The following is an 11,445-nucleotide window of genomic DNA, read 5'->3' as shown; positions in this document are numbered from 1 at the left end:
ATCAGCGAGGCACGTCGTCAGTCCGGCTGGTTGAGCGCGGCGATCGGCGCATTGCGCGCCTTGCCCTTGCCCTGGCTCTGCCCCTGAATCATCTGCTTGAGATAGGCGACGTTGGCGGCGGCCTCGTCCGGCGGCAGATCGGCCCGTGCGATCTGCTCGGCCTCCGCGAAGCGCCCCTGCAGGCCAACGACGAGCGCGAGGTTCTGACGCACCCGCGCGTCCGCCCCCTGCGAGCCGTAGGCCTGCCGCAGCACCTCCTCGGCCTTCGGCAGCTCCCGCGTCAGCATGTAGGACAGGCCGAGATTGGACAGCACCGAGGGCTCGCCGGGCACGATCTTCAGCGCGCTGTCGTAATAGCGCCGCGCCTCCTCGTGGCGGCCCATCTGGTCAAGCACCGTGCCCTGCACCGACAGCAGCTTCCAATCGGGATTGTCCGGCGAGTGCGCGCGCGACAGCACGTCGAAGGCGAGCTTGAAATTGCCGTTGTCGGCCAGCGCTCGGCCATAGGCCGCGAGCACGGTCTTGTTGCCGGCGTTGGCGAGCGTCGCCTGCTCCAGCACCGCAACCGCCTGCTCGCGCTGGCCGTTGTTGCGCAGCGCCTGGCCATAGGCGACTGCGATGGCCGCATCCTTGGGGTTGGCGCGGTAGCGCTCGCCATACACCTCGACCGCGCGCTGCGGGGTCGCGGGCGGCGGCGGCTCGGCCCGGCCGCGCAGCGAGCCCGTGACGTCGGACATGGTCTGGCAGCCGCCGAGGCCCGCAGCGACGAGCGCGGTGAGGACAACGGACGCAAGCAGCCGGGGAATGGAAGGCGATTGACGCATGTCACGTGGACTCGAACGAGCGAATTGAACGCGCCAGCAATAAACTGTTAACGCTAACAGCCGGTTAATGGCGCGGCCACGGCGCCATCGTCACATCCGCGTCGGTTTGCGGGCTAGGCGGCCGGCGTGATTGCAGCGGCCTTCAAACTCTGCGAAGTCTGGCTGCCGCGCGCCAGTTAGGGAACCATTAGGCATGCCGTCGATGTTCGAGACCGCCTCCACAACGTCCGCCATCCCGATCACCTTCGTAACGAAGGCGAGCTGGCCGGGGATCAAGGAGAGCCTGTCGGCTGAAGCACGCAACTTCGCCGAGGCCAACGTCTACGCCGCCAAGCCCGGCAGCTATCTGGCGCTGCCCGCCGCCGACGGCCACATCGCGCAGGTGCTGTTCGGCCTCGAGGACGACGACGCCAAGCACCGTGACCTGTTCCGGCCGGGCGCCCTGCCCGGCCTGCTGCCCGCCGGCACCTACCGCTTCGCCAATGCGCCGCACGATGCACGACTCGCCGCGCTCGCCTTTGCGCTCGGCAGCTACCGCTTCGGCCGCTACCGCAAGACCGAGACGCCGGAGGTCCGCCTCGTTCCGCCCGATGGCGTCGACGCCGCCGAGCTGAACCGCCTTGCCGACGCGGCGACATTGGCGCGCGACCTCGTCAACACGCCGTCCAACGACATGGGACCCGAGGAGCTCGAGGCCGCGGCGAAGCAGGTCGCCGACCGCTTCGGCGCGCGCTTCACCAGCATCGTCGGCGACGATCTGCTGCGCCAGAACCATCCGCTGATCCATGCCGTCGGTCGCGCCTCGACCCGCGCGCCGCGCCTGATCGAGCTCGTCTGGGGCGATCCATCGCATCCCAAGGTGACCCTGGTCGGCAAGGGCGTCTGCTTTGATACCGGCGGGCTCGACCTGAAGCCGTCGAGCAGCATGCTCCTGATGAAGAAGGACATGGGCGGCGCCGCCAACGTGCTGGCGCTGGCGCAGATGGTGATGGATGCCAAGCTCAAGCTGCATCTGCGCGTGCTGATTCCAGCGGTCGAGAACGCGGTCGCTGGCAACGCCTTCCGTCCGCTCGACGTGTTTCCCTCGCGCAAGGGCATCACGGTCGAGATCGGCAATACCGATGCCGAGGGCCGGCTGGTCCTGGCTGACGCGCTGGCGCTGGCCGACGAGGACAAGCCCGACCTGCTGATCGACATGGGCACGCTGACCGGCGCCGCGCGCGTCGCACTCGGTCCCGATTTGCCGCCGTTCTACACCCAGGACGAGGCGCTCGCCGCGGACGTCGCGCGCTGCGCTGCCGCCGAGAACGATCCGCTGTGGCGGATGCCGCTATGGGCGCCGTACGACTCGTGGCTCGACTCCAAGGTCGCGACCATCAACAACGCGCCCTCAGGCGGCTTCGCCGGCTCGATCACCTGCGCGCTGTTCCTGCAGCGCTTCGTCGAGCACGCGAAGAGCTGGCTGCATCTCGACATCTTCGCCTGGACGCCGTCCGCCAAGCCGGGCCGGCCCGAAGGCGGCGAGTGCCAGGCCGCGCGCGCGCTCTATAAGCTGCTGAGCGAGCGCTATGCCTGATCCGCGCCTCACGCCTGCGCGCGGCGACATCGCGGCCAAGCATCTCAGGGGACAGGTGACCGCTCAGCGCTTCGTCGAGGGCGAGGCGCTGGTGGTCATCGATCCGATCGCGCCGCTGCGCCAGCAGCCATATTCCGGCGCCGAGCTGGCGACGCAGGCGCTGAAGGGCGAGCGCGTCACGGTCTACGACCGCAATGGCGAGGGCTGGGCCTGGGGCCAGCTTGCAGCCGATCAGTATGTCGGCTGGCTGCCGGAGGCGGCGCTGGCAACGCCGGCTGCGGCGCCAACGCACAAGATCAGCGCGCTGCGCAGCTTCGCGTTCCCGGGTCCGTCGATCAAGCTGCCGCCGGTCGCGACGCTGCCGATGGGGTCCGCTGTCGCGGTGGTCCGCGAGGAGTCGAGCTTCGTCGTGACGGCCGAGGGCTGGTTCGTGCCGAAGCAGCATGTCGTCGGTCTCGACCATGTCGAGTCCGATTTCGTCGCAGTCGCCGAGCGCTTCGTCGGCACGCCCTATCTGTGGGGCGGCAAAAGCAGCCTCGGCATCGACTGCTCGGGCCTGGTGCAGGTGCCGTTGAATGCTGCGGGTGTGCCGTGCCCGCGCGACAGCGACATGCAGCTCGCCGCGCTGGGGCGCTTGCTCGACGGGGGAGAGCCGCTTCGCCGCGGCGATCTGATGTTCTGGAAGGGCCACGTCGCCATCGTGCGCGATGCTGACACGATCGTCCACGCCAACGCGTTTCATATGGCCACGCAGATCGAGCCGATCGGCGAAGCGATTGCCCGTATCAAGGCGAGCGGGAGCGATGTGCTCGCGATCAAGCGGCTGGATTGACTCGCCTCATCGCGCTGGCGCGTCCTCCCGATGAGGTTTTGAGACGCAGGCTCCCTCCTCCGTCATTGCGATCGTAAGCGAAGCAATCCAGAGTCCCGCCCACGACTCTGGATTGTTTCGCTGCGCTCGCAATGACGCGGAGAGAGCGGTGCAAGAGTCCGATATACCTATCAAACAGCAACAGGCCGCGCCAAACAGCAGGGCAAGCATCCACATTCTCGCGGCCGCATCGGTCCGAGTCCTGCTGCAATCATCCGCCCTCGGCAACATGAGAGGGCGCAGGGAAGGCCGGGTGCCGACCGCACCCGTGGTTGCGTGCAACAAGCACGCGGTAGTCACCACAGGTACGGGCCGAACATCCGGCCTTCCCTGCGCGATGTTTTGCGACTTACTTCGTGATCTCCCCAGGGACCGGCTTTCTTGCCCCTGTCGGCCGGAGGCCTCATCGGCTCCCGCGACCTTGACGCCAGCATCGGGGCGCCAGGACCACACGACTTCGCCGTCCGCATGACGCCGTTCGTCGGTGCGCACATGCACACTGCAACATCATCGCGGCCATCGCATCCCGCACCCGACGTCCGTGACGACGCGTACGTCCCTCTCGTGGGGCAGGACGGGGCGGAGTATGCACGATTTCCGAAAAAAAGAAAGATGAATATTTTTCGCGAGAGGACTGGACAGGCGTTCGCGGACCGCGCCCGTCGGCCAAATCACCCGCAATCGCGTGGGTTCTCGCCGCAGCCCAAGAGAGCTGAGATTCTGACTGTCGGCGCTTTTGGTAATTCGCCCGATCTCGAGAGTATAGCGACAGATTCGTGGCCCGGCAGACGATTGCCGCTTCTGTGAAGGGTTTCGGATGCCGGCCGCACGATTGACGGCGCGGCATGTTCGGGCGGCCGGCGTCCGAAAGCTTCCAAGGGAGGAAGCCGCGCATGGTGGGCAGGACTGGTGCGGAGGCGCTTTCCACCGTGGCCGGTCGATGAGCGGCGGGCACGACGAGCAGCTTTGCAGAATGGCGGTCGTGCGGTGATGAGGTGTCGATCCTGATGGCGCCGGTTGGCGCAGTCGGTTGATGGCGCGATTGCCATCGCCTCTGTTGATCTAGCGCAAGGCTGGAATTGAGAAGAACGGCCACGTTGATGCGACAGAGGGGCGGATCATGGGGCGCGCAGGACGCTGGCGGGTTCAAGGAGCGGCCATCGTCGCTGCGATGATTCTACTAGCGTCGCCGGCGCGAGCGGGCTGCAGTCCAGAAGACATCGCGGATGCCTTTATCGGGACGCTGTCCGCCGCATATGTGTGCAAGTCGGTCTATGAGAATGACGCAAGCCGCTACGCAGCGATTGCACTGACCGCAGCACTCAGCGGCGTCGCCTTGTCAGGGTCGGACACGGGGAAGGGGCAAGCCCTGGTCAATCAATTCTGCGCAGAGGCGCAGGGCAACGCCGACCAAGTCGTCAGCAAGCTGAACACGATCTTTGGCAACGCGATCGCAGAAAATGTTCTCGGCGATCTTTCCAAGGAGCTCGCAGCCATTGGCGCGGCCGCAGACGTCGTGAAATGCGCCTGCAAGAGCGAGCAGAGCACCGTTGGATTGGGTTCCGAAATCGGCTCATGTCTTCAGGAGGTGCTGTGCTGGGGGCAGGAAGAGCTTGGCATGCAGTCCTGCGGCGATTGCGAGGTCCTCCCGCCTGTTCAAGCCACATGCGCCGCGATCAACGCGACGTGCGAAAAAGTACCTTACATGGAGTGGTGGAGGTACCCGGAATGTCAAGGCATCGGCGGTCCCGGCTCGATCTTCAGCCCTTCCAGCAAAGGCGTCTATCAGGATCAATACGATCGATATGGCGTGGGCATGGTGGAAACCGGCGACGGGACGCTGGTGGTCACGGATCCCGGCGCCTATGCCTGCCACACAGGGAGCAGTTACTGCACCTGTCCGAAACCGATGGTGCCGCACTGGCAACAGGTCCCCAACCCCGGATCCGGCGATAGCAAGTACGTGTTCTCGTGCGATTGCCCGAAGGACACCCATCCCGGCGCGTTGAAGTCGAACGGGCTCTCCGAGTGCCTGTGCGACGACACCAACCAGGTGGCGGTCTTCGGCTTTGCGCCCTACGGCATGTGTCCGCCCGCGGCCTGCCCGGCCGGACAGACAAGACTCGGCGGCGACAAGAACAGCCCCTGTGTCACGCCCTGCTCCGACAAGAGCCAGGGAATGGCCTTTGACGGGAGCTGCTGCAATCCCGCGCAGATGACCAATTGTGGAGAATGTTGCCCGCCCGACACCGTGCCCAACGTCAAGACCGGCTCCTGCGAGCCACGGCCCAAGCAGCCGAAATGAGGCGGAGCGACATGATCGAGCTTGGCCGACAGACGCCCTTGACAGCCGCCGTCCGCGCGATGCGGCGCCTCGCCTGGCTGCTGATCCTGCCTCTCGCACTCGGGGGGCCCGCGTCGGCGCAAACGCCGCCCGGCGTTTACACCCCCGGCGATGCTGCAGTCACCGGATTCTCCGGGGCTATTCGCCCGTTCGAGATCGAGCCCGGTCAGGATCCCGACGTTCGGACCATCATCGATCCTGGAGGGCCGTCGCTGCGCATCGTCGATCTAAGACGCATGGGCGGTCCGCCCCAGGCGCAATTGGTCGGTGCGCCGAAGCCGTTCACCGTCAGCGCGAAGTCGATCGGGCAGGTGTTTGGCGTCGCTCTGGACGACAGTTCCCCCGCCAACATTTACGTCGCGGCGACATCCGCCTATGGTCTCTCGATCGTCGCGCCGGGACCTGAAGGTCGACCGCAACATGTCAGGCTCGGGACTAGCGGCGCGACCTTCATGCCGGCACAATGGGGTCCGGGCGGCGGTCCGGGATCGATCTGGAAGATCAATGGCGCCACCGGCGCGGTGACGCTGTTCGCGAATGTCACCACGGGCGACAAGGCCAATTCGGGCGCGGCACTCGGGGGATTGGCCTATGATCCGGCGACCAAGTCTCTGTTCGTCGCCGACCGTGAGACCGGGCTGATCCATCGCTTCGGCCCGAACGGCGTCGACCTCGGTGTCTATGATCACGGCGTCGCCGGCAACGCAGCCGCGGAACTTCCAACGGCGCCGGCGCCAGCCGGGCCAGGCGTCGATATTACGAGTCCTCAATTCGACAGCGCGCAGCCCGAGACCTGGGGCTACGCGGCACCGGATCGGCGAGTGTTCGGCCTCGCCATTCGCGACGGCCGGCTCTACTACGCGGTCGCCGAGGGCTTGCGGGTGTGGTCGGTCGGGCTCAACGCGAACGGCTCGTTCGGTGCGGACGCCCGAATCGAAGTCGTCGCACCGTCCGCCGCCGGTCCCACCGAGATCTCCAGGATTACTTTCGACGATGAGGGACGGATGTTTTTGGCCGAGCGGCCGGCGCCGACCGGGGCGCAGGATTTCGAGGCCTTGTCCGCGCCGTCGATCGGCCGCGTGCTGCGCTATACGCTGATCGGTGTCACTGAGATCAAGCAGCCGATCTGGCAGCCCTTGCCGGACGAATATGCGGTGGGATTCCCCGAACGTTTCCGCAATGGCAATGGCGGCGTCGCGATCGGCTACAGCTACGACATGGGCGGGACCATGAATCCGGCCTCCTGCGGCGGCTTCGTCTGGACCACCGGCGAACAATTGCGCAACGCCACCGATCCCAAGCTCGTGGCTCAACTCGGCCAGAACGACGCGCTTGCGATCGACGGACTGCAGGGGAATCCGATCTGGCGCATCCGCCGCGGCGATGAGCCACCGCTGCTCAGCTACTTCATCGACTATGCCGACGCGCCGCCCGATCTATCAGCTCGCGGGCACATGGGAGATATCGCCATCTTGCGCGCGTGTACAAGGGAAGCCGCACGGATACGGCTGGCGCCGCGTCCCGCCGGCGCGCCGCCTCCCGCCGGCATGCCGAAGCCGCCGGGTCTGCAGACCTGCAAGACCCATGTCTGCGGTTCGGACGGATCGGTTTGTCCGCCCAATCAGATCTGGATCATCAAGACCAAGAGCTGCGCGTCGAGCTGCGCCCCGCCCAATGTTCTGGTCAATGGCCAATGCTGCTCGCCCAAAGACCTGCAGCCGGGGGGCATCTGTTCGAACAACAATCCGTCGACTGATATCGGCAAGCCGATGTGCGGCGTCAACCAGACGGCGATCGGCCCGAACAATGAATGCTGCGAGAACAGCCAGATCTATTCCGGCCCGATTGGCCAACAACTTTGCTGCGGGACGACCGTGGTGAACGGCGTGTGCGATCCGTTGAAGCCGAAAATCCCGGACTGGAAATGCCCCGGCTGCTGTGCAACCGGCTATGTGAAGATCGCCGGCAAGTGCTGTCTCAAGAGCCAGGCGACGTCGAAGGGACAGTGCTGCCCGGCCGGCCAGATTGCGAGCCCCGACGGCACGCTATGCATACCGCTGCACTGGCTGCCGAGACTTTCACAGTGTTGCGCCTCGGGCTTCGTGCCGACTGCGAATAGCAAATGCTGCGCGTCCGCGAATCTGACGACGAGCGGCGAGTGCTGCGCGGCCCCGGTCGACCCAAAGGATCGAAGCCAGTGCTCCAAGACGATCGAGAAGAAGTCCACCACGGTCGTCCCCGTGATTCCGAAGCTGCCGACGACGTGCCAACCTGGTGAGCGGCGCAATGCCGACGGCGTGTGCGTGGCACGCAAGCCGGGGGTGACGCGGGACCGGCGGGCGCCGGATGTCGGTCGCCCGATCGTCTGCCCCCCCGGTTGGATTCCGGGGCCGCTTGGCGCGCGCTGCCGGCCGACCGGCCGATTTGCGCCGCGCATGCCGGGGGTCAGACCGGTCCCCCCGCCCGGCATGATGATGCCGCGACGATGAAGGGAAGCAGCGATGCACGAGGACACGAATTCGCAAATCATTACTGCACGCCAACTGCGGAAGTCGGCAGCCATATGGAGGATGACCGATGACCAATTTGATCCGTAGCGTTGCCACGGCGGCTGCCGTCTTCACGCTGTCTTTGCTTTGCGTGCAGCCCGGCCGAGCGGAGAGTTCGCGCAGCGACATCGAGGCGATCGTCAAGGACTACATAGCGACCCATCCCGAAGAAATCGAGCAGGTCGTGAAGGACTACCTCGCCAAGCACCCCGAAGCCGTGCAACAGGCCATCTCCGACCTGATCAAGAAGCGGCAAGCCGCGATGCCGGCGGCAGCGCCCGGCTCCGACAAGACTGCACTGGTCAAGCAGAATGCGCCGGCCTTGTTCGCGTCCGCGCACCAGGTCACGCTCGGCAACCCGCTAGGTGATGTCACCCTGGTCGAGTTCTTCGATTACAGCTGCGGCTACTGCAAGCGCGCGCTCGGCGAGATACTCGAATTGTTGAAGAGCGACCCCAAGCTCAAGATCGTGCTCAAGGAATTTCCGATCCTCGGCCCCGGCTCGCTGGAGGCGGCGCGCGTCGCGGTAGCGGTACGCATGCAAGACCCGACGGGCGCGAAATACCTCGACTTTCATCAGCGGCTTCTCCAAAGCAGCGGACCCGCCGACAAGGCGCGCGCGTTGGCCATCGCGCAGACGATCGGTCTCGACGTTGCTCAGCTTGAAAAGGACATGGACAGCGTGGAGGTGCGCCAAAGCCTCGATGAGAGCGGCAATCTTGCGCAGAAATTGGGATTGAACGGGACGCCGAGCTATGTCATCGGCGGCAATGTCATCGTCGGCGCGGTCGGACTTGCCACGCTGAAGGCCAAAATTCAGCAGGCTCGCCAGTAGTACGCTCCGATCGCGAAGACATGCATCGACGCCCGAGGTCTCGATTTGTGCAGCGCGCGAGTCCGCTGCTGTGAAGGGCTTCGGATGCCGGCAGCATGATTGACGGCGCGGCACATTCGGGCGGCCGGCGTCCGAAAGCCTCCAAGGGAGGACACCACGCATGGTGGGCAGGACTGGTGCGGCGGGCTCTATGGGGATTTGAGCGCCGCAGGCGATCTGGCTGATCGAGCTCGAAATGGTGCAGCGAGCTTCGCGACGATGGCGCGGCGTTGCGCCTCGCGTGAAGTCGGTCTGCCTCGCGCTCCAGCAATCGGAGCGCTACGGCACCCCGCTCGGGCAATCGCTGACGACGCGTACGTCCCTCTCGTGGGGCAGGACGGGCGGAGCACGCACGACTTCCGAAAATAAGAAACAGAAGAATTTCTTCAGGAGGGGCTGGACGGGCTTTTCGCAGACACGACCCGTCGGGCAAATCATCACACCTATCCGCCGTCGTCGCCGGCGGCTTGGCTTTGATGGATCATGACTGCCCTGGCCGCGATCAGGCGATCCGCTTCAGGACGACCCGGAAGTGACATTCTGTCGGTGACGACTTCGGTGAGATAGTTCGCGATCGACTCGGCATCGGCACCATCGTCAAGCATGCTGAAGACCTGCAGAGCGTAGCGGTCATATTCGTCTTCGGCGCCCTCGCAGCCCGAAACACCGATCGGGTCCTACTCGGACAGCAGAAGAGCTCTGATGAGATCCAGCTTGGATGGCATTGTCTCGCGATTGCTCGGCTGCGGAGGTCCGCTAATCCTCTACGAAGCCGCCGCGCCGTTCCCCGCCGTCTCGTTCCGGAACGCCGCCGCAAACAGCGCGCGAGTGTAGTCGGTCTTCGGCGCCTTGAACAGCTCCACCGCCGGCCCCTCCTCCACCACCTTGCCGTGGCGCATCACGATCAGGTGGCTGGCGAGCGAGGCGACCACGCGCAGATCATGCGAGATGAACATGTAGGTGAGATCGAGCTTGCGCTGCAGGTCGCGCAGCAGCGCGACCATCTGCGCCTGAAACAACATGTCGAGCGCCGAGGTCGGCTCGTCCAGCACGACGAAGCTCGGCTCGAGCACGACGGCGCGCGCGACCGAGATGCGCTGGCGCTGGCCGCCGGAGAATTCGTGCGGATAGCGGAAGCGCGTCGTCGGATCGAGCCCGACCTCGTTCAGCGCCTTGATGACCTTGGCCTCCCGCTCCTCTTCGCTGAGCCTGGGCTGATGCACGCTGATGCCCTCAGCGATGATGTCGCCGACCGACATGCGCGGGCTGAGCGAGCCGAACGGATCCTGAAACACGATCTGCATGTCGCGGCGGAACGGCCGGACATCCTTGAAGGACAGACCCTGGATCTCCTTACCCAGGAACACGATCGGGCCGTCCGAGGAGATCAGCCGCAGCAGCGCCAGGCCCAACGTGGTCTTGCCGGAGCCGGACTCGCCGACGACACCAAGCGTCTCGCCCTTGCGTACGGCGATGCTGACGCCGTCGACCGCCTTGATGTGGCCGACGGTCGAACGGAACAGGCCGCGCTTGATCGGAAACCAGACCTTGAGGTCCCTGGCCTGCATCACGACCGGCTGATCGGGCCGCGGCGGCGCCGGGTCCGGCTTCGGCTCGGCCGCGAGCAGCGCCTTGGTGTAGGGATGCGAGGGCGCGGTGAACACCTGCTCCACCGGCCCCTGCTCGACGATCTTGCCACCGTTCATGACGCAGACGCGATCGGCGATGCGCCGGACGATGCCGAGATCGTGGGTGATGAAGAGCAGGCTCATGCCGAGCCGCGCGCGGATGTCGGCGAGCAGCGCCAGGATCTGCGCCTGCACGGTGACGTCGAGCGCGGTGGTCGGCTCGTCCGCGATCAGCAGATCCGGCTCGTTGGCGAGCGCCATCGCGATCATCACGCGCTGGCGCTGGCCGCCGGAGAGCTGATGCGGATAGCTGCCGAGCCGCGTTTCCGGCTCGGGGATGCCGACCTGCGTGAGCAGCTCGAGCACGCGCGCCCGCGCCGCGCCGTTCGAGATCGGTCGATGCAGATGCAGGATCTCGCCGATCTGCCGCTCGATCGTGTGCAGCGGATTGAGCGAGGTCATCGGCTCCTGGAAGATGATGGAGATGTCGCTGCCGCGGATGCCGCGCATCTCGCCCTCCGACAGCGGCAGCAGATCGCGGCCGTTGAAGCGGATGCTGCCCGACGGGTGCGAGGCGACCGGATAGGGCAGCAGCTTCAGCACCGACAGCGCGCTGACCGATTTGCCCGAGCCGGATTCGCCGACGAGGGCAACGCACTCGCCGCGCCTGATGTCGAACGAGACGTGGTCGACGGCGGTCGACACGCGGCCCTGCTGGTGGAAGGCCACCGAGAGATCGCTGACCGAGAGCAGCGGCTGGCTGATCGCATCCATGTCGG

Annotated in this window: 8 protein-coding genes; 5 read left to right on the top strand and 3 right to left on the bottom strand. The window is 65.8% G+C overall.

Annotated features, from left to right (window positions below; all coding sequences use genetic code 11):
* Window positions 1-17: 17 nt before the first annotated feature.
* Complete coding sequence (locus QX073_RS12210; RefSeq protein ID WP_316169520.1) at window positions 18-824, bottom strand: tetratricopeptide repeat protein; 807 nt, start codon at window positions 822-824, stop codon at window positions 18-20.
* A 193-nt stretch (window positions 825-1,017) separates the two neighbouring features.
* Here QX073_RS12210 and QX073_RS12205 point away from each other — a divergent pair, with 193 nt between their 5' ends.
* The 5 genes from QX073_RS12205 (at window position 1,018) to QX073_RS12185 (ending at window position 8,999) form a co-directional block, all read left to right on the top strand.
* Window positions 1,018-2,400, top strand: a complete 1,383-nt coding sequence (locus QX073_RS12205) for a leucyl aminopeptidase family protein (RefSeq protein ID WP_316225821.1) — start codon at window positions 1,018-1,020, stop codon at window positions 2,398-2,400.
* The gene (locus QX073_RS12200; RefSeq protein WP_315713806.1) at window positions 2,393-3,232 is read left to right on the top strand and encodes an NlpC/P60 family protein; all 840 of its coding nucleotides are present in this window, start codon (window positions 2,393-2,395) and stop codon (window positions 3,230-3,232) included. The genes QX073_RS12205 and QX073_RS12200 overlap by 8 nt, the downstream gene beginning before the upstream one ends.
* A 1,159-nt stretch (window positions 3,233-4,391) precedes the next feature.
* On the top strand, window positions 4,392-5,576 hold the full coding sequence (locus QX073_RS12195; RefSeq protein WP_316225820.1) for a hypothetical protein: 1,185 nt from the start codon (window positions 4,392-4,394) through the stop codon (window positions 5,574-5,576).
* An 11-nt stretch (window positions 5,577-5,587) separates the two neighbouring features.
* Window positions 5,588-8,104, top strand: coding sequence for a hypothetical protein (locus tag QX073_RS12190; protein WP_316225819.1), 2,517 nt, complete (start codon window positions 5,588-5,590; stop codon window positions 8,102-8,104).
* Window positions 8,105-8,192: 88 nt separating this feature from the next.
* Entirely contained in the window at window positions 8,193-8,999 is an 807-nt protein-coding gene (locus QX073_RS12185; protein ID WP_316225818.1) for a DsbA family protein, read from the top strand.
* Between the two features lie 482 nt (window positions 9,000-9,481).
* Here QX073_RS12185 and QX073_RS12180 read toward each other — a convergent pair whose 3' ends face one another.
* Together QX073_RS12180 and QX073_RS12175 are read right to left on the bottom strand one after the other, a co-directional pair.
* Window positions 9,482-9,643, bottom strand: a complete 162-nt coding sequence (locus QX073_RS12180; protein ID WP_316225966.1) for a hypothetical protein — start codon at window positions 9,641-9,643, stop codon at window positions 9,482-9,484.
* 159 nt (window positions 9,644-9,802) lie between these two features.
* Entirely contained in the window at window positions 9,803-11,440 is a 1,638-nt protein-coding gene (locus tag QX073_RS12175) for an ABC transporter ATP-binding protein (protein WP_315826193.1), read from the bottom strand.
* Between the last annotated feature and the right edge of the window lie 5 nt (window positions 11,441-11,445).

The sequence above is a fragment of the Bradyrhizobium sp. SZCCHNS3052 genome (genome assembly GCF_032484495.1).
Classification (GTDB): domain Bacteria; phylum Pseudomonadota; class Alphaproteobacteria; order Rhizobiales; family Xanthobacteraceae; genus Bradyrhizobium.
This window is presented reverse-complemented; position numbering and strand designations above follow the sequence as displayed.

Coding starts and splice junctions, on each gene's coding strand:
- QX073_RS12210 (WP_316169520.1), bottom strand. CDS start 824: ATGCGTCAATCGCCTTCCATTCCCCGGCTGCTTGCGTCCGTTGTCCTC.
- QX073_RS12205 (WP_316225821.1), top strand. CDS start 1,018: ATGCCGTCGATGTTCGAGACCGCCTCCACAACGTCCGCCATCCCGATC.
- QX073_RS12200 (WP_315713806.1), top strand. CDS start 2,393: ATGCCTGATCCGCGCCTCACGCCTGCGCGCGGCGACATCGCGGCCAAG.
- QX073_RS12195 (WP_316225820.1), top strand. CDS start 4,392: ATGGGGCGCGCAGGACGCTGGCGGGTTCAAGGAGCGGCCATCGTCGCT.
- QX073_RS12190 (WP_316225819.1), top strand. CDS start 5,588: ATGATCGAGCTTGGCCGACAGACGCCCTTGACAGCCGCCGTCCGCGCG.
- QX073_RS12185 (WP_316225818.1), top strand. CDS start 8,193: ATGACCAATTTGATCCGTAGCGTTGCCACGGCGGCTGCCGTCTTCACG.
- QX073_RS12180 (WP_316225966.1), bottom strand. CDS start 9,643: ATGCTTGACGATGGTGCCGATGCCGAGTCGATCGCGAACTATCTCACC.
- QX073_RS12175 (WP_315826193.1), bottom strand. CDS start 11,440: ATGGATGCGATCAGCCAGCCGCTGCTCTCGGTCAGCGATCTCTCGGTG.